A 21,780-nucleotide genomic window follows, 5' to 3' on the forward strand; every position below is an offset into this window, starting at 1 on the left:
AATAAGGCCACATCATCAGGTTGCCCATGCTCGAGACCACAGCACTGCCAGGGACTGCGCCGCTGTCACCGCCGCTGGATACGCGGTACCAGGTCGAAACGCCGGAGGGCGTCGACCTGCCACTGCGCCCGGCCGGGTTGATGGTCCGTGCGCTGGCATTCTCCATCGATCTTGGATTGCGCGGCCTGGTCCTGGGCGTGCTGTTCCTTGCACTGGCAATGCTCGGCAAACTGGGGGCCGGACTCGGTTCGATCCTGCTGTTCGTGGTGAGCTGGTGGTACATGGTGTTGTTCGAGGTGCTTAACCACGGCCGCTCGCCGGGCAAGCAATGGATGGGACTGCGGGTGGTGCACGACGATGGCACCCCGGTCGGCTGGTCCGCTTCGCTGCTGCGCAACCTGCTGCGCGTTGTCGACCTGCTGCCGTTCGGTTACTTCCTAGGGGCCGTCAGTTGCCTGCAACATCCCCACTTCAAGCGCCTCGGCGATATCGCCGCCGGGACCCTGGTGATCTACCGCGAACAATCGCACACCCGTCCCCAGCTTCCCGAAGCCCAGCCGCGTCGCCCGGCCTTTGTCCTGACACTCACCGAGCAACGGGCCATCCTCGGGTTTGCCGAGCGCCAGGGTGAACTCTCCGAAGCGCGGGTCAATGAACTGGCTTCGATTCTTGCCCAACCCTTGCAAGTCCACCCCCCGCAGGCGGTGACCGAGCTCAACGGCATCGCCCGCGGCTTGTTGGGGCCGGCATGAAGCAAAGCCTTTTTGAAAGCCGGCACAAGGCCGAATGGGACCATTTCTCCCACCTGCTCGAGCAGTTGGAACGGGGCGGTAAGGCCACCGACGCCGGCAGTTTCCCGAAGGACTACCGGCGCCTCTGCCAACACCTGGCACTGGCCCGGGAGCGTGGCTACAGCAGTTTCCTGATCGACTCCCTGCAGCAACAAGTGCTGCGCGGACACCAACAGCTTTACCGTCATCGCAGCCATTTGGGCGCCAACGTGTTGGCGTTCATCCTGGCCGACTTTCCGCGACTGGTGCGCGAACAGTGGCGTTTCGTCCTCGCCGCCAGCCTGATGTTCTTTGGCAGCCTGGCCGGTTTCGCACTGCTGGTGTACCTGTACCCGGACTTGGTCTACAACCTGATCCCCGCCGAGCAGGTCAGTGAAATGCAAAGCATGTACGACCCCGTTGCCGGCCACCTCGGGCGCACGGTGGAACGGGCCGCCAGTGAGGACTGGGCGATGTTCGGCTACTACATCATGCACAACATCGGCATTGCCTTTCAGACCTTTGCCAGCGGTTTTCTGTTCGGCCTGGGCAGCGTGTTTTTCCTGATCTTCAACGGCTTGATGATCGGTGCAGTGGCCGGGCACCTGACCTACGTCGGCTACGGGCAAACCTTCTGGTCATTCGTGATAGGCCATGGTGCTTTCGAACTCAGCGCCATCGCCCTGGCCGGTGCCGCAGGCTTGAAGCTGGGATGGGCGTTGGTCGCCCCGGGGCGCCTGCCACGCGCCGAGGCCTTGCGATTGGCGGCGCGCAAGAGCGTGCTGCTGATCTGCGGGGTCATGCTGTTTCTGTTGATCGCGGCGTTTATCGAAGCCTATTGGTCGTCAATGACCGGCCCGTCGCACCAGACCAAGTACCTGGTTGGCGCGGCGCTCTGGTTGCTGGTGGTGGTTTATCTCGTGTTTGCCGGACGTCGCCGCCATGCGCCTGAGTGACGCCACGGTGGTGATTCGCCCGCGCTCGACCTGGGAAGCCATGGACCTCGGGGTGCTCCTGAGCCAACGCCACCGACGCCTGTTGGTGACCAGTTGGGCCTTGGTCACCTTGCCGGTTTTCGCGCTGCTCAGCTGGGGATTCTGGGATTCGCCGTCTCTCGCCGTGTTCATTTTCTGGTGGCTGAAGCCGGCGTTCGAACGCCTGCCCTTATACATCCTGTCCCAGGCCATGTTCGGTGAAACGCCCACGCTCAAACAGGCCCTGCGCCAATGGCCACGCCTGCTCAAACCGCAATTGCTGGCCAGCCTGACCTGGCGACGCCTGAGTTTGCCCCGCAGTTTCGTGATGCCGGTGGTGCAACTCGAAGGACTGGACGGGCAACAACGGCAACAGCGTCTACAGGTGCTGTTGCAGCGAAACGCTGGCGCCGCACGCTGGCTGACGATCATCGGCGCGCACCTGGAAGGCGCGTTGTGGATCGGCTTGATGGTGTTGTTCTATCTATTGCTGCCTCAACAGGTCGCGCTCGATTGGAGCTGGCAGTCGCTGATCTCGGCGGTCAACCAGGACTGGCGCTGGCTGGAACACCTGACCAATGCCTTTTATGCACTGGTACTGGTGGTCTGGGAACCGATCTATGTCGCCTGCGGTTTCAGTCTGTACCTGAACCGGCGCACCGTGCTGGAGGCCTGGGATATCGAACTGGTGTTCCGCCGAATGCGCCAGCGTCTGGTCAGTGCAAGCGCTGTCCTGTTGATCGCCGTGATTGTGCTGATGCCGCCCACCCACAGCGCATGGGCCACCGAACCGGCCCTCTCACCCGACAGCCCACGCCTCCTGGACCAGCCCCTGAGCAGCCAGGCCTCCAGGGACAGCATCAAGGCGATCCTCGAACAGCCGCCCTTCAAGAACCGGGAATCGGTCACGCGCTACCGCTTTGGCGAAGACCAACCGAGTGCCGAAGCTACGGACGACGGTAAGACACCACAATGGTTGAAGGCCCTGTTGAAGCTGCTTGAGGGGCAACGCTTCTGGGCATTGGCGACGCTGATTGAAGTCGGGCTGTGGGGCATCGTCATTGGCACCGTCGGCCTGTTGATCTGGCATTATCGCGACTGGTTGCAGGCGTTCGTCAGCCGCCGACCGATCCCCGATATCAAAGCCACGCGACCGTTACCGCAGCAGGCATTCGGCATGGACCTCAAGCCCGAGTCCCTGCCCGCCGACATCGCCGCCCACGCTGAAAGCCTCTGGCAGACCCATCCGCGCGAAGCGCTCGGCTTGCTCTATCGCGCCCTGCTCAGTCGCCTGCTGCACGACTTCAACATCGCGCTCAAAGCCGCCGACACCGAAGGCCAGGTGCTTCGGCGTGTCGAGCTATTACAGCAACCGGCCTTGCTGGCCTACAGCCAAAACCTGACCGGGCACTGGCAAAACATGGCCTACGGACATCGCCTGCCGCCCGCTCAGGTGCAGCAGGAACTGTGTAACGGCTGGCGCGTTCTGTTCGGCCCGGAGGCTGTCCGTTGAGTCGGCGCTGGGGCTCAATAGCCGGTGCATTGGTTGCCGTGTTGCTGGCTGCGCTGAGCGTTTATCTGTACCTAAAGGCTACCCCCTACCAGACCGAAATCGACCACGGTCCCTCCCCCGAAGCCAATGCCAACCCTTATCTGGCGGCGGAGCTTTTCCTGCGTAAACAAGGCCAGAACGTCGACCATGCCAATGGCCTCGACATCCTGCCCAGCCTCGACCCGCGCCAACGCAGCCTGCTGTTGCTCGGGGACCGCTACAACATGACCCCACGGCAGATCGACCAGCTGATGAACTGGACCCGGGCCGGCGGGCGGCTTCTGTTCGTCGCCGAGTCGCTGTGGAATGAAAAACTCGGCCAAAGCAATGACCTGCTGCTCGATCGGGTGCAACTGCACCAATCCCTGAGCAAAGACCTCAAGGACCCGCCGCCGAATGTCGGCGAAGATCCGTACCCGCAACTGACCAAGCTCTATCTGGAAAACGAAGACGCCCCGGCCTACGCCGGTTTCGATACCGCGTTCCATCTCGAAGACCCGAAAAACCTCGCCCTGGCCTGGGCCAACAGCGCCAGGGCCACGCACATGATGCAGCTCAAGCACGGGCAGGGTTCGATCATCGTGGTCACCGATGCCGACTTGTGGAAAACCCCGGCCATCGACCGGTACGACAACGCCTGGTTGCTCTGGTACCTCACCGCCGATACCCGCGTGACCCTGATCTTCAACACCGATCACGACAGCCTGCCGACTTTGCTGCTGCGATGTTTCCCCCAGGCGCTGGTCGCGTTGTTCGCCTTGATCGGCCTGGGTTTCTGGCACTTTGGCGTGCGTCAGGGTCCGCTGCTGGAACCGGCACCGAAAGCGCGCCGGCAATTGCAGGAGCACCTGTGCGCCAGTGCCGACTTCCTGTTGCGCCGCAACGGTCAGGCCGGCCTGTTGCAAGCCTTGCAGCAAGACATCCTGCGGCGCGTGCGGCGTCGTCATCCCGGCTTTGAACAACTCGGCGTTGCCGAACAATGGCTGGTGCTCGCGCGTCTGACCGGCCAACCCACACGCGCCATCAGCCAGGCCATGAGCCCGCGGTCGAAACAACGGCTTTCCAGCGTTGAATTCAGCCGTCAGGTCGCCCACCTGCAATCCTTGAGGAACGCCCTATGAGTCAACCGATCGAGCCCGACGTACCGAGCCACACCGCTCAACAACGTCAGCGTGCCGGCCATCTGGCCCAGGCCGTACGCAAAGAACTGCAAAAAGCAGTGATTGGCCAGGACCGCGTGATCGACGACGTCCTGACCGCGCTGATCGCTGGCGGCCACGTGTTGCTCGAAGGCGTACCGGGTTTGGGCAAGACCCTGTTGGTGCGCGCCCTCGCCCGCTGTTTCGGCGGTGAGTTCGCGCGAATCCAGTTCACCCCGGACCTGATGCCTAGCGACGTCACCGGGCATGCGGTGTATGACTTGCAGACCGAGCAGTTCAAGCTGCGCAAGGGGCCGTTGTTCACCAACCTGCTACTGGCCGATGAGATCAACCGTGCCCCGGCGAAAACCCAGGCCGCACTGCTCGAAGCCATGCAGGAACGGCAAGTCACCCTCGAAGGCCAGCCATTGCCGATTGTGCAACCGTTCATGGTGCTCGCCACGCAAAACCCGATCGAACAGGAAGGCACTTACCCCTTGCCGGAAGCTGAACTGGACCGCTTCATGCTCAAAGTGCGCATGGACTACCCCGACGCCGAGCAAGAGCTGAACATGGTGCGTCAGGTCAGCCGCTCGACCCGGGCCGACATGCTCGACGTTCAACCGATGCGCACGTTGTTGCAGGCCAGGGATGTACTGGCCCTGCAACGCATTGCCAGCGACCTGGCGCTGGACGATCAGGTGCTCGATTACGCCGTGCGCCTGGCCCGCTCCACCCGCAGCTGGCCCGGCTTGATTCTCGGCGCCGGCCCACGCGCGTCCATCGCGCTGGTGCGATGTGCCCGGGCCCGCGCACTGTTGCGTGGTGGTGAGTTCGTGATTCCGGATGACATCAAGGGTTGCGCCCTGGCCGTGCTGCGCCATCGTGTGCGCATCGCGCCGGAGCTGGACATCGAGGGCCTGGATGTCGATCAGGTACTCCAGCAGATGCTCGACCAAGTGCCGGCGCCACGCCTGTGAAACCCTCGCGCCTGATGCTCGCCTGGCTGCTGATCCTGCTGGCCTGCGGAATTGTGTCGGGTACTTTGCGGGTATTGGAATTCGCGGTTCCGGCGAATCTCATGGCGATCAACTGGGGGTTGCTCCTGGCGCTGCTGGTTCTGGCCATCCTCGATGCCATTCGCCTCAAGCGCTTGCCTTCGCCCCGGCTGAAACGCCAGTTGCCCGGCAGCCTGGCGCTGGGTCGATGGAGCGAGGTGCAACTGACAGTCGAACACGACTTCGCCCAACCACTGAACGTACAAGTCTTCGACCACGTACCACCAGGCCTGAGCTTCGAAAACCTGCCACTGACGGTCGAACTGCAACCCGGCCGGCACAGCCTGGCCGGTTATCGCCTACGCCCGCTCAAGCGCGGCCACTTCAGCTTCAAACACTGCGAAATCGACCTGCCAAGCCCCTTGGGGCTCTGGTCGGACAGACGCTTGCTCGACCTGCCCGATACCACCCGCGTCTACCCAGATTTCGCCCGTTTGTATGGAGGGCAGTTGCTGGCGGTGGACAACTGGCTCAGCCAGCTTGGCGTACGCCAGAAACAACGACGGGGCCTGGGCCTGGAATTCCATCAATTGCGCGAATTTCGTGAGGGCGACAGTCTGCGCCAGATCGACTGGAAAGCCACCGCCCGCCAACGTACCCCGATTGCCCGGGAGTATCAGGATGAACGCGATCAGCAGATCATCTTCATGCTCGACTGCGGCCGGCACATGCGCAGCCAGGATGATGAACTGTCACACTTCGACCACGCCCTCAACGCCTGTCTGTTGCTCAGCTACGTCGCGCTACGTCAGGGCGACGCGGTAGGCCTGAGTACCTTTGCCAGCGAACAACCGCGCGACCTTGCGCCGGTAAAAGGCATCAGCCATCTCAACACACTGCTCAACAGCGTTTATGACTTGAACAGCAGCCAACGCAGCGCCGACTATCAAACCGCGGCAACGCAACTGCTGGCACGGCAAAAACGCCGGGCACTGGTGGTGCTGGTAACCAATCTGCGCGAAGAGGACGACGATGAGTTGCTCTCGGCGGTCAAGCGCCTGAGCCAGCAGCATCAGGTGCTGGTCGCGAGCCTGCGCGAAGACGTGCTCGACACCTTGCGTCAGTCACCGGTACAGACCTTGCCCGAGGCGCTGGCCTATTGCGGAACCGTGGACTACCTCAATGCACGCGCCGAACTCCATGAGCGCTTGAACGCTCATGGAGTGTTGGTGATGGATGCGCGGCCCGGTGAGTTGGGGGCAGAGTTGGTGACTCGGTACCTGGGCTGGAAAAGAACTGGACTCTGAGCCTGAGCAATCACTCACAGCCGGTTTTCCAGTGATCTCAAGCCGAAGCCGGCAACGGCTGAAAACTGAAATACCGCCTCAGCGCCTCCACCAGTTGCCCATACTCCGGCGGCGCCCGTTGCAGGCTGAAACCGGCGTCATAATGTTGGGGGGTCGCGTCTTCGTGGCACCACAGGCAACAGGCCTGCAGGTCGATGATCCGCTGGCCACCTTCGCTGGCGGGAATTTTCAGGCGCAGGTTGAAGTCCGCGCCGATCATCATCGGTAGCTGGCTGATCAACATCAGCCCGTCTTCGGAGACATTGCCCAGGTAGCCGATGGGTTTGCCGGTGATGCCGTTGAACACTTTCAGGAAGTACGGCAGTTGATGCCGCTCGATTCGGCGGTCGGTGAACATGTGCAATTTCGCTATGCAAGGCTCTTAAGCAGAGCCGCACTACTGCTTCGGAACGGGTATGCATAAGTCTTTGCCCGCTCTCCCCGCTTCCGGTGCGCCAGTCCTTGTAGCGCAGAGTCTTGCTTGTGCCGGTCACAGGTGTTGCCCCGGTTCATCAGAGGCAACGCTCTAAAACCGGTTCATTGGACTATAGCTCAGCACCGCCGGGGAGCCAGCGCTCAGAGGGTTACCGACATCAGAACTGCGTCGGTTTAGCGGCCGCTGCACGGCGCGTCGGGTAGTGGCCCAGGCTCTGCAGGGTTTCAATGCGGGCACGGGCGCGGTAGGCATATTCGCTCTGTGGGTAGGACGCCATGATGAACTGATAGGTCTGGGCCGCGTCGATAAACATCTTCTGTCGCTCCAGGCACAGGCCGCGCATCATCGACACTTCCGGCCACACATAAGGCCGCGCCCGGCTTTCGCGCTCGACCTTGGACAGTTCAAGTATGACTTGCTCGCAATTGCCCCGGTCATAGGCTTTGTAGGCATTGTTCAAATGATGGTTCATCGACCAACGGGTGCAGCCCGTGACGCTGAGAGCGCTGAGGGCAAGGGCGGCAATGAGCACGAATCGCATGGGGGGATCTCCTGTCTTGAACCCTGTATCGACCCGTGGTCGGAAATCTTCAGGCTGCGAGATGCAAAGTTGTCGGGTTCAATCAAGGCACTGCGGACCGTTGTTGTAGGAGCGAGCCTGCTCGCGATGGACGTCAACGATTATGCGTACTTTCTGAGTAACCGCGTCGTCCTTGAGCTCTTCGCGAGCAGGCTCGCTCCTACAGAGGCCAGGGCAACATCTGGTTCTTCCTTAAAACCAAGCTCTTCACGAAAAAGTAGTGCAAACGAACAATGACTACACCTTCGGAGCATAGTAGCCTCACTCAGCGCTTGAACTCAGGAGTCTTTGCATGTCCGTCCGTCGTACCAAAATCGTCGCCACCCTTGGCCCGGCCAGTAACTCGCCGGAAGTTCTCGAACAGCTGATTCTGGCTGGCCTGGACGTCGCCCGCCTGAACTTCTCCCACGGCACTCCCGACGAGCACAAGGCTCGCGCGAAGCTGGTGCGTGACCTCGCGGCCAAGCACGGTCGCTTCGTCGCCCTGCTGGGTGACCTGCAAGGCCCGAAAATCCGTATCGCCAAATTCGCCAACAAGAAGATCGAGCTGAAGATCGGTGATCAATTCACCTTCTCCACCAGCCATCCTCTGACCGAAGGCAACCAGCAAGTGGTCGGCATCGACTACCCGGACCTGGTCAAGGACTGTGGCGTGGGCGACGAGCTGCTGCTCGACGACGGTCGCGTGGTGATGCGCGTCGATACCGCCACCGCCACCGAACTGAACTGCACCGTGACCATCGGCGGCCCGCTGTCCGACCATAAAGGCATCAACCGTCGCGGTGGCGGCCTGACCGCTCCGGCCCTGACTGAAAAAGACAAGGCCGACATCAAGCTCGCCGCGGAAATGGAAGTCGACTACCTCGCGGTCTCCTTTCCCCGTGACGCCGCCGACATGGAATACGCCCGTCAACTGCGCGACGAGGCCGGCGGCACTGCCTGGCTGGTGGCGAAGATCGAACGCGCCGAAGCCGTGGCCGACGACGAAACCCTCGACGGCCTGATCAAGGCGTCCGACGCGGTGATGGTTGCCCGTGGTGACCTGGGTGTGGAAATCGGCGACGCCGAGCTGGTGGGCATCCAGAAGAAGATCATTCTGCACGCACGCCGCCACAACAAGGCGGTAATCGTCGCGACCCAGATGATGGAGTCGATGATCCAGAACCCGATGCCAACCCGCGCTGAAGTGTCCGACGTGGCCAACGCCGTGCTCGACTACACCGACGCCGTGATGCTTTCGGCCGAAAGTGCCGCTGGCCTGTACCCGCTGGAAGCCGTTCAGGCCATGGCGCGCATCTGCATCGGTGCCGAAAAGCACCCGACCAGCAAGACCTCCAGCCACCGTATCGGCAAAGAGTTCGAGCGCTGCGACGAGAGCATTGCCCTGGCGACCATGTACACCGCCAACCACTTCCCGGGCGTGAAAGCGATCATTGCCCTGACCGAAAGTGGCTACACCCCGCTGATCATGTCGCGCATCCGCTCCTCGGTGCCGATCTACGCGTTCACCCCACACCGCGAAGCCCAGGCTCGCGCGGCGATGTTCCGTGGCGTGTACACCATCCCGTTCGACCCGGCTTCGCTGGCGCCGAACGAAGTCAGCCAGAAGGCGATCGACGAGCTGGTCAAGCGCGGCGTAGTACAGAAAGGCGACTGGGTCATCCTGACCAAGGGCGACAGCTACCACACCACCGGCGGCACCAACGGCATGAAGATCCTGCACGTTGGCGATCCGATGGTCTGAGTGACCGGTTGTTCGAAAAACAAAAGCCCCGCCATGTGAATGGCGGGGCTTTTTACTTTCTGATCCGATAGTTGTGTTGTCCAGGCCGGCCTCATCGCGAGCAGGCTCGCTCCCACAGGGGACTTGTGGTGATCCTATAATTTGCTGAAAACGCCGGCCATTGTGGGAGCGAGCCTGCTCGCGATGGGGCCGGCCCAGCCAGCGAAGACTCAGTGTCGTTTGATAAACCCCGTCAACGCCGCCAGCGCCTCCGGCGAACGCAGCCGTTGAGTGAACAACGCACCCTCCTCTTCAATCACCTTGCGCACCAGCTCCCGGTCCGGCGTCTTCATCAATTGCTTGCTGATGCGCACCGCTTCCGGCGGCAACGACTCGAAGCGCAGCGCCATCTCCCGCGCCTTGGCCAAGGCTTCTTCGCCACTGCCCAGCGCTTCGGACGCAATGCCCCACGCTGCAGCCTGTTCACCATTGAAACCCTCACCGAGCAGCAACAACTCCGCCGCCTTGGCCTGCCCAAGCAAGCGCGGCAGGATCAGGCTGGAGCCGAACTCCGGGCATAGACCAAGGTTGACGAACGGCATGCGCAGGCGTGCGTCACGGCTGACGTAGACCAGGTCGCAATGCAGCAACATCGTCGTGCCAATGCCCACCGCCGCTCCGGCCACGGCGGCGATCACCGGTTTGCGGCATTCGAGCAGGTTGAGCATGAACTGGAACACCGGGCTGTCGAGGCCGCTCGGCGGTTGCTGGATGAAATCGGCGATGTCGTTGCCGGCGGTGAAGCATTCGGCAGAGCCGGTGATTAGCACGGCGTTGATCCCGGGGTCGCTGTCGGCCTGTTTCAACGCCTCGGCCAGGTCGCTGTACATGGCGCGGGTCAGGGCGTTTTTCTTGTCCGGGCGATTCAGGCGCAGGGTCAACAGGCCGCGTTCGCGTTCAATTTGGATGGCATCGGTCATGGCAGGTCTCGCGTCTGAAAAGTCAGCGCTCAACCACGGGGCAGGAACACATCGGCCAGCAGTTGATTGCGCGGCAATCCCGCCAGGTAAAGGCGCCGGGCAAAGGCGTCGACGCTGTCGGGGGCTCCGCAGAGTAAGGCCAGGGTTTGCCGCGAAACAAGCCGCAGTTGCGCCAAAGCCGCTGGCAACTCGGCCGGGGTCCACAGTTCGACACTCAGGTTCGAGCGACTGGCGGCCATGGCTTGCAAAGGTTTGGCCAGATAGTGCTCATCGGCATCATGGGCCAGGTGAATGACGCGGATGGCGCCCTGGTGATCCTGGCGCAGCGCTTCGCGCAATACACCAAACAAGGGCCCCAACCCGGTGCCGGCCGCCATCAACCACAACGGCCGGGCGTGCCAGTCAGGGTCGTAATGCAAGGCACCGCCGCGCAGTTCACCGAGACGGATCGGATCGCCGATGCGCAATTGCCTGGCGGCATCGCTGAATTCCCCGGGCTTGCGGCAATCGAGATGAAACTCCAGAAAACGGTCTTCTTGCGGCAGGCTGGCGAGAGAATACGGCCGCGCCACGCTGCCCGCCCACAACACCAGGTGCTGACCGGCGCCATAGCGCAACGGTCGCTGGGGGATTACGCGTAGACGCAGGACCGTGGCGCTCAACCAATCGACGGCAGCCACTTCGGCCGGTCGGCCATCGGTTTGCGGGTCGAAGGCGTGCACCTGCAAGTCCTCGACCACCTGGCACTGGCACGCCAGGCGCCAGCCTTGTTCACGCTGCTGTGCACTCAGGGCATCGGGGCGGCTGTCGCTCGGCAGGCCCCGTACACACTGCACCAGGCACGCATGGCAACTGCCGGCGCGGCAACTGTAAGGCACTGGCACGCCGTTCTGGTTCAGCGCGTCGAGCAGATTGCTGCCCGCCGCCACCGACCAGTGGCGCTCGCCGACCCGCAGCTCAGGCATTGACGTTCTCCCACGCTGCCGCACAGCGGTTGCGGCCGTCACGTTTGGCGCGATAAAGCGCCTGATCGGCCTGTTGCAGGGCGTCATCGAGGTCGTCGCCCCGTTCCAGCAGGGTCATGCCGGCGGACAGACTAAGGTTGCGCACATTCAGACCAATCAGCTCGACATCGGTGAACGCGATGCGCAGCCGTTCGCAGCACGAAGTCAGGCTGTCGGCATCGCAATCGGGCAGCAGCACCACGAACTCTTCGCCGCCGTAGCGGGCCAGAACATCACCGTCGCGCAGGCACGCGCTGGCAACGCCGGCAAAGGCTTGCAGCACCTGATCGCCAGCGGCATGACCGTGCAGGTCGTTGATGCGCTTGAAATGGTCAAGGTCGATCAGTGCCAGGCCATGCACGACACCGGCGTCCATGGCGTTCAACTCGCGTGATGCCAGGCGCAGAAAATGCCGGCGATTGAACAGCCCCGTGAGCTCGTCAGTGGCCACCTGGTCTTCGAGCTGGCGCATCATCCCGCGCAACGTGTCCTGGTGCGCCTGCAAGGCAAAACGCCGCTGGCGCATACGCTGTCGCGAGGCCTGGACATAGCGGGCATACAGCACCAGCCACACCAGCACGATGAACAGCACGCAGACCTGCAACACCGCCATGGCCGAGTCAGGCAACTGGAAGTGGTAGCCCTCCCACAGCGTGATCGCACTGAAACTGAAAAACACCAGCAGCGCGCATCGTACTAAAGACCGGCGTGACAGATGGAACAGGCCGAACAGCAGGATCAGCACGTAAAACACCAGAAACGCGCCCCGGGCTTCGTCCAGATGGGCGATCAGCCACGTTTGCCAGCCCAGCCCCAGCAACACTTGCGCCTCGGTCAGGCTGGGGTCGGAGAAGCGCAGGTTGTAGCCGCTGTAGAACACCGCGAACAGGGTGGCCTGGCTGACCACCACCAACGAGCTGCCGATGGCGATATTGGAAAGCGGTGCATCATGGTGACCGGTAAAAAACGCCAGCCACAGCAACAGCAATGCCAGGGCATAGGTACCGGCCGCGAGGGCGAAACGTTTGAGCAACAGGCGCTGGATGGCGTTATGGGTCAATCGTTGACTCACCAAATGAAAGGAGACTGACAGAGCGTCCTACTCTACAGACCGTATGTCACTTTAGTGGCGAGACCGATAAATGACCATTCAATTTTCGGGATCGACTTTCCGAGCCTTGCACGACCCTGTGGCGAGGGGGCTTGTCGGATCGCCACAAAAGGCATGCGCTTTGACTTGCAGCTTCAAACTTGCCGCTGCAGCTGCATCTATGCGACCAACGATTGACTGCCGGCGGGTGTGCCTGTCCGCGAGGCGCGGTATACTGCCGCGCCTTTTTAGCGTCGCGCCAGCTTGCCCGGCGTGCCTTGAAAGGTGCTTGCAACCGACCGATGCACCCAAGCTGCAAGCACCTTATTGAATGTTCCCGTCTTTTAGAGGAGCGCGACTCATGACCGTGATCAAGCAAGACGACCTGATTCAGAGCGTTGCCGACGCCCTGCAGTTCATTTCCTACTACCACCCCGTGGATTTCATCCAGGCGATGCACGAAGCCTACCTGCGCGAAGAATCGCCAGCGGCCCGCGACTCGATGGCACAGATCCTGATCAACTCGCGCATGTGCGCCACCGGCCACCGTCCGATCTGCCAGGACACCGGCATCGTGACCGTGTTTGTCCGCGTGGGCATGGACGTGCGTTGGGATGGCGCCACCATGAGCCTGGACGACATGATCAACGAGGGCGTTCGTCGCGCCTACAACCTGCCGGAAAACGTCCTGCGTGCTTCGATCCTCGCCGACCCGGCGGGCGCTCGCAAGAACACCAAGGACAACACCCCGGCCGTTATCCACTACTCCATCGTTCCGGGTAACACCGTGGAAGTGGACGTGGCGGCCAAGGGCGGCGGTTCCGAGAACAAGTCGAAGATGGCGATGCTCAACCCGTCCGACTCGATCGTCGACTGGGTGCTGAAAACCGTCCCGGAAATGGGCGCCGGCTGGTGCCCACCAGGCATGCTCGGCATCGGCATCGGCGGCACCGCCGAGAAAGCTGCCGTCATGGCCAAGGAAGTGTTGATGGAATCCATCGACATTCACGAGCTCAAAGCCCGTGGCCCACAGAACCGCATTGAAGAAATGCGCCTGGAGCTGTTCGAGAAGGTCAACCAGTTGGGCATCGGCGCCCAGGGCCTCGGTGGCCTGACCACCGTGCTCGACGTGAAGATCATGGACTACCCGACCCACGCAGCCTCGCTGCCGGTGTGCATGATCCCGAACTGCGCCGCCACCCGTCACACGCACTTCGTGCTCGACGGTTCCGGTCCGGTTGCCCAGGAAGCGCCACCTTTGGACGCCTACCCGGAAATCGTCTGGGAAGCCGGCCCGTCGGCCCGTCGCGTCAACCTCGACACCCTGACTCCGGAAGAAGTGCAGAGCTGGAAGCCGGGCGAGACCGTCCTGCTCAACGGCAAGATGCTCACCGGTCGCGATGCTGCGCACAAGCGCATGGTCGAGATGCTGAACAAGGGCGAAACCCTGCCGGTGGACCTCAAGGGTCGCTTCATCTACTACGTGGGTCCGGTTGATCCGGTACGCGAAGAAGTGGTTGGCCCGGCAGGTCCTACCACCGCGACGCGGATGGACAAGTTCACCCGTCAGATCCTCGAGCAGACTGGCCTGCTGGGCATGATCGGCAAGTCCGAGCGCGGCCCGACCGCGATCGAAGCGATCAAGGACCACAAAGCCGTTTACCTGATGGCTGTCGGTGGCGCGGCTTACCTGGTGGCGCAAGCGATCAAGAAATCCCGCGTGGTAGCTTTCGCCGAACTGGGTATGGAAGCGATCTACGAGTTCGACGTAAAAGACATGCCTGTGACCGTTGCGGTCGACAGCAAGGGCGAGTCGGTACACATCACAGGTCCTGCCATCTGGCAGAAAAAGATCAGTGAAAGCCTGGCGGTGGAAGTGCAGTAAGCACTTAACCGCTGATTAAAAAAGAGCCGCGCTGTCTGTACGACAGCGCGGTTTTTTTTTACCTTCTGGTCACCACCCCCCGGGGACTGGCCTACCATCACTTGCAGTGAGTAGTTTTACGCGCACGCAGTCCCTGTCGTACCTCGCCAAAGGCCTAGTTTTGAATGTCCGTGACCTACTTGCCGCTGAAAGCCTGGAATAAACACTGGACACTCGACGGCCCGCTGGTGCGCTGTCGGCTGTGTGGGAGCGTTCAGGACCTCACGGACGCCGGCGCTTTTCGGCATGCTCTCGGCTGTAAAGCCTGGAGACTGCAAGCCCAATACCCCAGTCGGGAACTAGCTGCGCTGCTGCAGCAGAAAATCCAAGCAGGGTTGTTTTGATGCGCGCCATGCTCGAGGGCGGTGCCGTGCGTGAGGTGCTGGTCATTCGAAGCGTTTCACAGTGAAACGCTTGGGAATGTTCTCGGGGTAACGCCGCACAAGGCGACTCATCAGCGGCCATCTACCCGTCGAGTTTCCCCCTGAGCATGGGAAACGTTTCTCCGTGAAACACTCATGCGTTTTCACCGGCTCGCCCTTTACCAAGCCCGTGGAGCCAATCAGGATCCTGGTGACAGCCCGTCTGAACAGACCGGGCTAGCCAACAGAATGCATGAAGCACACTTGAACAATGATGATCTGAGTAACTCCGGGAACACGGTAGTTTCGTTGGGGAAACTGACAGATGAACTGGAGCAGATGAGACAAAACATAAATCGTTGAAAGCTCAAGGTATCCACTCGGGCGCAGTGAGATGAGATCTGGCGCAAGATAGTCCGCATGCTATCTTGCGCCTCCTATCTTTTGTCCGATTTCCGTTCGATGCTCCCGACCTCCAGATCCCTGCGCCTGGCGCTCTACACCTTATTGATCATCGCCGGCGCCGCCCTCGCCGCCACCTTGGCCATGCGCCACACCGTGCGCCAGTCAATGGTCGAAGACGCTGGCCGCGCCAATCAGCAACTGGCGCTGTATGCCACGTCCCTGCATACCCTGATCGAACGTTACCGCGCCCTGCCCGCGGTGCTGGCGCTGGACCCGGAGCTGCGCTCGGCGCTCAAGGGGGCGGTGAGCCCCGAGCAGCAGGATGCGCTGAATCGCAAACTGGAAAAAATCAATGGCGCCGCCGAATCCTCGACCCTGGAACTGCTCGATCGCACCGGTCTGGCCGTAGCGGCGAGCAATTGGCGTTTGCCCAGCAGTTATGTCGGCCACAACTACGGTTTCCGTCCCTATTTCAACCAGACCCGCACCCAGGGCACGGGGCGCTTTTATGCCGTGGGGGTGACCAGCGGGATTCCCGGTTACTTCCTCTCCAGCGCGGTCAGCGATGACGACGGCCAGTTCCTCGGTGCCATGGTGGTGAAACTGGAATTCCCCGAACTGGAACGCGAGTGGCGTCAGGGCAGCGACACGCTGCTGGTCAGCGATGCGCGCGGGATCATCTTCATCGCCAACCAGCCGGGTTGGCGCTATCGCCTGCTCAAGCCGCTGAGCGACAGCGATCATGCCGAACTCAAGACCACTCGCCAGTACGACAAGCAGCCGCTGACGCCGCTTGAGTTTCAATCGTTGCGGCGCTTCGACGACAACAGTGACCTGACTCGGGTCGATGGCCCCGACGGCAAGGCCGATTACCTGTGGGAATCCCTGCCGCTGAGTACCGAGGGCTGGACCCTGCACCTGCTGCGGCGCCCGCAAGTCGCCTTCGAAGACAGCCGCAACGCCGCGCTTGCCGCGGCCGGGCTATGGCTGACCCTGGTGTTCCTGCTGCTGTTCCTCAATCAGCGCTGGCGCCTGGCCAAACTGCGTCAGCGCAGTCGCGAAGAACTCGAACGACTGGTAGAAGAACGCACCCGCGACCTGCGCACCGCCCAGGAAGGCCTGGTGCAGTCGGCCAAACTCGCGGCGCTGGGGCAGATGTCCGCCGCCCTGGCCCATGAGATCAACCAGCCGCTCACCGCCCAGCGCATGCAGCTTGCTACTCTGAGGCTACTGCTCGACCACGGTCGCGTCGACGACGCCTACAAGGCGCTCAAACCGGTGGATGAAATGCTCACCCGCATGGCGGCCCTCACCGGCCATCTGAAAACCTTCGCTCGCAAAAGCCCCAGCGGTTTGCGCGAACGCCTGGACCTGGCGGCGGTGGTGGACCAGTCGCTGCAACTGCTCGATACCCGGTTGCGCGACGAACAGGTCAGCACGGTGCTGCACCTGACCCGCCCGGCCTGGGTGCGTGGCGATGCGATTCGCCTGGAACAGGTACTGATCAACCTGCTGCGCAATGCTCTTGATGCGATGCAGGATAAACCCTGCAAACGCCTGGAAATTCGCCTCGAGGCCGACGAACAATTGTGGCGCCTGAGCGTGATCGACAACGGTGGCGGTATCGCCGAAGAGAACCTGTCCAAGGTCTTCGATCCATTCTTCACCACCAAACCGGTGGGCGAAGGCCTGGGCATCGGGCTGGCCGTTTCCTTTGCCATCGTTCATGAATCCGGCGGGCGCTTGAGTGCCGAAAATCATGACAAAGGGGCCGTGTTTACCGTGACCTTGCCCATCGACCTGGAGGTGCATGAACCATGCTGAACTCAGTGATCGTGGTCGACGACGAAAGCAGCATCCGCAGTGCCGTCGAGCAATGGTTGAGCCTGTCGGGTTTCGAGGTGCAATTGTTCAGCCGCGCCGATGAATGCCTGGCGCAGTTGCCCAGGCATTTTGCCGGGGTGATTCTCAGCGATGTGCGCATGCCCGGCATGACCGGCCTGGAACTGCTGGCCGAGGTGCAACGCCGGGATGCCGATTTGCCGGTGATCCTGCTGACCGGCCACGGCGACGTGCCGATGGCCGTCGAAGCCATGCGCGACGGCGCCTACGATTTCCTCGAAAAACCCTTCAGCCCGGAAACCCTGCTCGGCAGCCTGCGCCGCGCCCTCGACAAGCGCCGGCTGGTTCTGGAGAACCGCGCGCTGCACGAGCAGGCGGACAACCGCGCCAAGCTGGATGCCACGCTGCTGGGGGTGTCCCGGGGCTTGCAGACCTTGCGCCGGCAGGTGCTGGACCTGGCAGCACTGCCGGTCAACGTGCTGATTCGCGGCGAAACCGGTAGCGGCAAGGAACTGGTCGCGCGTTGCCTGCACGACTTCGGGCCGCGGGCCGACAAGCCCTTTGTCGCACTCAACTGCGCGGCCATTCCCGAGCAATTGTTCGAGGCCGAGCTGTTCGGTCACGAGAGCGGCGCGTTCACCGGGGCGTCCGGCAAGCGCATTGGCAAGCTGGAGTACGCCGACGGCGGCACGCTGTTTCTCGATGAAATCGAAAGCATGCCGCTGGCCCAGCAAGTGAAGTTGCTGCGGGTGTTGCAGGAGCAAAAGCTTGAACGACTGGGCTCGAACCAGAGCATCCGCGTGGATTTGCGCATCATTGCCGCGACCAAACCGGACCTGCTCGACGAAGCGCGCGCCGGACGTTTTCGCGAAGACTTGGCCTATCGTTTGAACGTCGCTGAACTACGCCTGCCGCCCTTGCGCGAACGCCGTGAAGACATACCCTTGCTGTTCGAATCCTTTGCCCAAAACGCCGCCGAACGCCTGGGACGTAAATTTCCACCGTTGAGCGGCGCGCAGTTGAGTCACCTGCTGAGTCACGACTGGCCAGGCAACGTGCGCGAACTGGCGAACGTCGCCGAGCGTCAGGTATTGGGGCTCGGTGAACCGGAGCCCTTGGGCATCGAACCCGGCCAGTCACTGGCGGCGCAGCAGGAAGCGTTCGAAGCGCAATGCCTGCGTGCGGCATTGACCCGGCACAAGGGCGATGTGAAAGCGGTGCTCGAAGAACTGCAACTGCCGCGCCGGACCTTCAATGAAAAGATGCAGCGGCATGGGTTGAGCAGAGAGATGTTTCTGTAGCGTCTGGACTGGCCTCTTCGCGGGCAAGCCCGCTCCCACAGTGGATCTGTGTACGCCGAACATTGTGGGAGCGAGCTTGCTCGCGATGAGGCCGGCAAAGGCAATACAAATACATCTCCCGACAAGCAATTTTCCGCTCACCACCAAACTTTTATAGGCGGATTTCCGCTCACCGAAACACCCTCCCCCCTCTAAACCGGCCCTCTCCCCGTTGGCACAGCTCCTGCTATAGCCCCTGCAGGCTGCGTTTAATCGCACTCCACAAAAACAATTAAATGAAGGATCCTTCAATGGATAACTCCAACGCCCTGCCCCTTGGGTCGGCTGCCACGCCGGCTAAAGAAAGAACCACCGCCAGTCGCATCAAATCGATTTTCAGCGGTTCTGTCGGCAACATGGTCGAGTGGTACGACTGGTACGTCTACGCCGCCTTCTCCCTGTACTTCGCCAAGACCTTTTTCCCCAAAGGCGACACCACCGCCCAACTGCTCAACACCGCCGCGATCTTCGCCGTGGGCTTCCTGATGCGTCCGATCGGTGGCTGGCTGATGGGTCTGTATGCCGACAAGGTCGGGCGCAAAAAGGCCCTGATGGCCTCGGTGTACCTGATGTGCTTCGGCTCGCTGCTGATCGCCCTGAGCCCGAGTTATGAAGTCATCGGCATCGGCGCGCCGATCCTGCTGGTGTTCGCGCGCTTGCTGCAAGGCCTGTCGGTGGGTGGCGAATACGGCACCTCCGCCACTTACCTCAGCGAGATGGCGACCAAGGAGCGTCGCGGTTTCTACTCCAGCTTCCAGTACGTGACGCTGATCTCCGGCCAGCTCATCGCTTTGGCGGTGCTGATTGTCCTGCAGAACTTCCTCACCACCGAGGAGCTCTACGCCTGGGGCTGGCGCATCCCGTTCGCCATCGGCGCGCTGTGTGCCGTGGTGGCGCTGTACCTGCGTCGCGGCATGGAAGAGACCGAGTCGTTCACCAAGAAAGAAAAAGCCAAGGAAAGCGCGATGCGCACCTTGATGCGTCACCCCAAGGAACTGATGACCGTGGTCGGCCTGACCATGGGCGGTACCCTGGCGTTCTACACCTACACCACCTACATGCAGAAATACCTGGTGAACACCGTCGGCATGAGCATTTCCGACTCCACCACCATTTCCGCCGCCACGCTGTTCCTGTTCATGTGCCTGCAACCGATCATCGGCGGGCTGTCAGATAAAATCGGTCGTCGGCCGATCCTGATTGCCTTCGGCATTCTGGGCACGCTGTTCACCGTACCGATCCTGACCACCCTGCACACCATTACGACCTGGTGGGGTGCGTTCTTCCTGATCATGGCAGCGCTGATCATCGTCAGCGGCTACACCTCGATCAACGCCGTGGTGAAAGCCGAACTGTTCCCGACCGAAATCCGCGCCTTGGGCGTGGGCCTGCCGTACGCACTGACCGTCTCGATCTTCGGCGGTACCGCTGAATACATCGCGCTGTGGTTCAAGAGCATCGGCATGGAGACGGGTTACTACTGGTACGTTACCGCGTGCATTGCCGTGTCGTTGCTGGTGTACGTCACCATGAAAGACACCCGCAAGCATTCGCGGATCGTCACTGACTGATCGCCAATCGACGCTCACTGCAACGGTGAGCGCCAAGGCCCTTCGTGAACGAGCTCGCGAAGGGCACCATTCGTCTCACCCTTGAGCAAGATAATCATCGGTTAATGCACCGGCAGCAGCCTGCAGCTGAGTGCATCCATATCAACAGGACGCACGTATATCCAGTACAGGCCTCGAAGGAGTGTCTGAACTTACCCATAGCGAACGTACCTGGAGTACCTGTCATGAAAACCCGATTGATCCTTGCCCTCGCCCTTTCCGTGCTGGCTGCCAATACCTTTGCAGCCGATGGCTACGACAAAACCGGCTCGGCCTCCTTCGGTTCCGGTGCCAGCGCCGCGATCGAACGCAGCCATTCGGGCGCCTATGCCTCTGACGGTTTTAATAAAACCGGCACAGCAGGCGCTATCGCTGCCGACGGCTTCGACAAAACCGGTAGCGCTGAAGCTATCGGCTGATCGTGGAGGGAAATTCACAGCCCGGCTTCGGCCGGGCTTAGTCGTTTTTGGGGGAATGTAAAAATGCCCGAATCGACCACTGTACCTGTGTGCGAGCTTGCTCGCGAAGGCGTCAGTCCTGACACCACCGTCCAGGCTGACTGTCACACTTTGTCTCATCTTAAGTTATGCTCGCCGTTCGTCGTGAACGCCGGAGCCCTTGAGCCTATGTCCCCCATTCGCCTGCTTGTCCCCCTCGCCCTCGCCTTGCTGGCCGGATGCGCCATGCAACCTGCACACAACGTGACCGTGGAAAGACAAAGCGAATGTCCGGTGCAGCTCAGCAACGGGCAAAACCTGATCCTGACCCTGCCGAGCAATCCGACCACGGGCTATCGCTGGGCGATCCAGGATTCCGCGGGCGGTGTGTTGCACGCCCTGGGGCCAGAGGTTTATCGAAACCCGGAAGATGCCGGCATCGTCGGCGCGGCCGGGGTCTCGACCTGGCGCTTTCAGGCTTTTGCTAATGGCACCGGGCGTTTGCGCCTGACCTCGCAACAGCCATGGGCGCCGGAAGTGCTGCCGGTGGATTCGTTCGACTGCGCGATCTCGGTCAACTGACCGTGGGCTGGCTGATTCTGGCGCTGATGGGCGCGGTGACCTTTCTTTATGGCCTGAGCGTGCATGCCTCCTTGCTGTGTCTGCTGGTCAAGCCGCTACCGGTGCTGGCCCTGCTCGGCTGGCTACACGACGCACCGCCCGGCGAGTATCGGCGCTGGATCAGCCTGGGGTTGATTTTCTCCCTGATCGGCGACGTGTTGCTGGCATGGCCGGGGGATTTGTTCGTGTTCGGGCTGGGCGCGTTTCTGGTCGCGCACCTGGCTTATCTCAAGGCTTATCTGAGCGATTGCCGACGCCTGGCCGTACTGCCGCTGGTGCTGGCCCTCGGTGTCGGCGCCGTCCTGCTGGGGATTCTGATTTCCAACGGCCTCGGCCCATTGCTGGTGCCAGTGATTGTCTATGGCACGGCGATCAGCGCCATGCTCTGGCGCGCCCTGGCCCGACTCGGGACCGACGTGCCCAAACGCTCGGCGCTGCTGGCGGCGGCGGGCGCAGTGGCGTTCGTGTTCTCCGACAGCGTGATCGGCATCAGCCGGTTTGTGGTGCCGTTCGATGCGGCGCCTTATGTGATCATCCTCAGCTATTGGTTGGGGCAATGGGGGATCACTGCCTCGGCGTTCAGCCAAAGACCGCGTTGAATTCTTCGCGAGCAGGCTCGCTCCCACATTTGATCGACTGTGAACACA

The 21,780-nt window shown here is 61.7% G+C and carries 19 protein-coding genes; 14 read left to right on the forward strand and 5 right to left on the reverse strand.

The genetic code is table 11. The features are described from left to right. Positions 1-26: 26 nt before the first annotated feature. Genes WHX55_RS24965 through WHX55_RS24990 form a run of 6 tightly spaced genes read left to right on the forward strand, consistent with a single transcriptional unit; the run spans position 27 to position 6,740 of the window. Entirely contained in the window at positions 27-752 is a 726-nt protein-coding gene (locus WHX55_RS24965; RefSeq protein WP_150757925.1) for an RDD family protein, read from the forward strand. Continuing rightward, complete coding sequence (locus tag WHX55_RS24970) at positions 749-1,726, forward strand: stage II sporulation protein M (protein WP_223445912.1); 978 nt, start codon at positions 749-751, stop codon at positions 1,724-1,726. The genes WHX55_RS24965 and WHX55_RS24970 overlap by 4 nt, the downstream gene beginning before the upstream one ends. Then, a complete protein-coding gene (locus tag WHX55_RS24975) occupies positions 1,713-3,257 on the forward strand; it encodes a DUF4129 domain-containing protein (protein ID WP_353741515.1) in 1,545 nt (514 codons plus the stop codon). The genes WHX55_RS24970 and WHX55_RS24975 overlap by 14 nt, the downstream gene beginning before the upstream one ends. Continuing rightward, positions 3,254-4,417 carry a DUF4350 domain-containing protein gene (locus WHX55_RS24980; protein WP_151213908.1) on the forward strand — a complete coding sequence of 388 codons (1,164 nt, stop codon included), beginning with the start codon at positions 3,254-3,256 and terminating at the stop codon, positions 4,415-4,417. The genes WHX55_RS24975 and WHX55_RS24980 overlap by 4 nt, the downstream gene beginning before the upstream one ends. After that, positions 4,414-5,415, forward strand: coding sequence for a MoxR family ATPase (locus WHX55_RS24985; protein WP_151213907.1), 1,002 nt, complete (start codon positions 4,414-4,416; stop codon positions 5,413-5,415). The genes WHX55_RS24980 and WHX55_RS24985 overlap by 4 nt, the downstream gene beginning before the upstream one ends. After that, complete coding sequence (locus tag WHX55_RS24990; RefSeq protein WP_353741516.1) at positions 5,412-6,740, forward strand: DUF58 domain-containing protein; 1,329 nt, start codon at positions 5,412-5,414, stop codon at positions 6,738-6,740. The genes WHX55_RS24985 and WHX55_RS24990 overlap by 4 nt, the downstream gene beginning before the upstream one ends. A gap of 37 nt (positions 6,741-6,777) precedes the next feature. On the opposite strand, the gene WHX55_RS24995 is transcribed toward WHX55_RS24990, so the two are convergent. Both WHX55_RS24995 and WHX55_RS25000 read right to left on the reverse strand, forming a co-directional pair. Further along, positions 6,778-7,137, reverse strand: coding sequence for a PilZ domain-containing protein (locus WHX55_RS24995; RefSeq protein ID WP_353741517.1), 360 nt, complete (start codon positions 7,135-7,137; stop codon positions 6,778-6,780). 235 nt (positions 7,138-7,372) lie between these two features. After that, positions 7,373-7,756: a tetratricopeptide repeat protein gene (locus WHX55_RS25000; protein ID WP_150757931.1), complete on the reverse strand. Its 384-nt coding sequence runs from the start codon at positions 7,754-7,756 to the stop codon at positions 7,373-7,375. 331 nt (positions 7,757-8,087) lie between these two features. Between WHX55_RS25000 and pyk the strand changes: the two genes are divergently transcribed. Beyond that, a complete protein-coding gene (pyk, locus tag WHX55_RS25005) occupies positions 8,088-9,539 on the forward strand; it encodes a pyruvate kinase (protein WP_150726740.1) in 1,452 nt (483 codons plus the stop codon). A gap of 209 nt (positions 9,540-9,748) precedes the next feature. Here the strand turns inward: pyk and WHX55_RS25010 are convergent, their stop codons facing one another. From WHX55_RS25010 to WHX55_RS25020, 3 genes are read right to left on the reverse strand one after another with little or no spacing between them, the layout of a single operon-like run. After that, positions 9,749-10,498: an enoyl-CoA hydratase-related protein gene (locus WHX55_RS25010; RefSeq protein WP_353741518.1), complete on the reverse strand. Its 750-nt coding sequence runs from the start codon at positions 10,496-10,498 to the stop codon at positions 9,749-9,751. A gap of 29 nt (positions 10,499-10,527) precedes the next feature. Next, positions 10,528-11,463 (reverse strand): iron-sulfur-binding ferredoxin reductase, encoded by a 936-nt coding sequence (locus tag WHX55_RS25015; RefSeq protein WP_353741519.1) that lies wholly within the window; start codon positions 11,461-11,463, stop codon positions 10,528-10,530. Further along, positions 11,456-12,562 carry a GGDEF domain-containing protein gene (locus WHX55_RS25020; RefSeq protein ID WP_353741520.1) on the reverse strand — a complete coding sequence of 369 codons (1,107 nt, stop codon included), beginning with the start codon at positions 12,560-12,562 and terminating at the stop codon, positions 11,456-11,458. Before WHX55_RS25020 ends, WHX55_RS25015 begins: the two co-directional genes overlap by 8 nt. Before the next feature lie 391 nt (positions 12,563-12,953). Here WHX55_RS25020 and WHX55_RS25025 point away from each other — a divergent pair, with 391 nt between their 5' ends. From WHX55_RS25025 to WHX55_RS25055, 7 genes are all read left to right on the forward strand, one after another. Beyond that, on the forward strand, positions 12,954-14,477 hold the full coding sequence (locus WHX55_RS25025; RefSeq protein ID WP_150754473.1) for a fumarate hydratase: 1,524 nt from the start codon (positions 12,954-12,956) through the stop codon (positions 14,475-14,477). An 863-nt stretch (positions 14,478-15,340) separates the two neighbouring features. After that, the gene (locus WHX55_RS25030) at positions 15,341-17,107 is read left to right on the forward strand and encodes an ATP-binding protein (protein WP_150757959.1); all 1,767 of its coding nucleotides are present in this window, start codon (positions 15,341-15,343) and stop codon (positions 17,105-17,107) included. Further along, positions 17,101-18,426, forward strand: a complete 1,326-nt coding sequence (locus WHX55_RS25035; RefSeq protein WP_008052500.1) for a sigma-54 dependent transcriptional regulator — start codon at positions 17,101-17,103, stop codon at positions 18,424-18,426. The genes WHX55_RS25030 and WHX55_RS25035 overlap by 7 nt, the downstream gene beginning before the upstream one ends. Positions 18,427-18,716: 290 nt before the next feature. Next, positions 18,717-20,036: an MFS transporter gene (locus WHX55_RS25040; RefSeq protein ID WP_056726093.1), complete on the forward strand. Its 1,320-nt coding sequence runs from the start codon at positions 18,717-18,719 to the stop codon at positions 20,034-20,036. A gap of 224 nt (positions 20,037-20,260) precedes the next feature. Beyond that, on the forward strand, positions 20,261-20,494 hold the full coding sequence (locus tag WHX55_RS25045) for a hypothetical protein (protein ID WP_150754477.1): 234 nt from the start codon (positions 20,261-20,263) through the stop codon (positions 20,492-20,494). 207 nt (positions 20,495-20,701) lie between these two features. Further along, complete coding sequence (locus WHX55_RS25050) at positions 20,702-21,094, forward strand: protease inhibitor I42 family protein (protein ID WP_150754478.1); 393 nt, start codon at positions 20,702-20,704, stop codon at positions 21,092-21,094. 2 nt (positions 21,095-21,096) lie between these two features. Continuing rightward, the gene (locus tag WHX55_RS25055; RefSeq protein ID WP_353743087.1) at positions 21,097-21,732 is read left to right on the forward strand and encodes a lysoplasmalogenase; all 636 of its coding nucleotides are present in this window, start codon (positions 21,097-21,099) and stop codon (positions 21,730-21,732) included. The last annotated feature ends 48 nt before the right edge of the window (positions 21,733-21,780 follow it).

Origin of the sequence: Pseudomonas fluorescens (assembly GCF_040448305.1) — a bacterium.
In the GTDB taxonomy this organism is placed as follows: domain Bacteria; phylum Pseudomonadota; class Gammaproteobacteria; order Pseudomonadales; family Pseudomonadaceae; genus Aquipseudomonas; species Aquipseudomonas fluorescens_BH.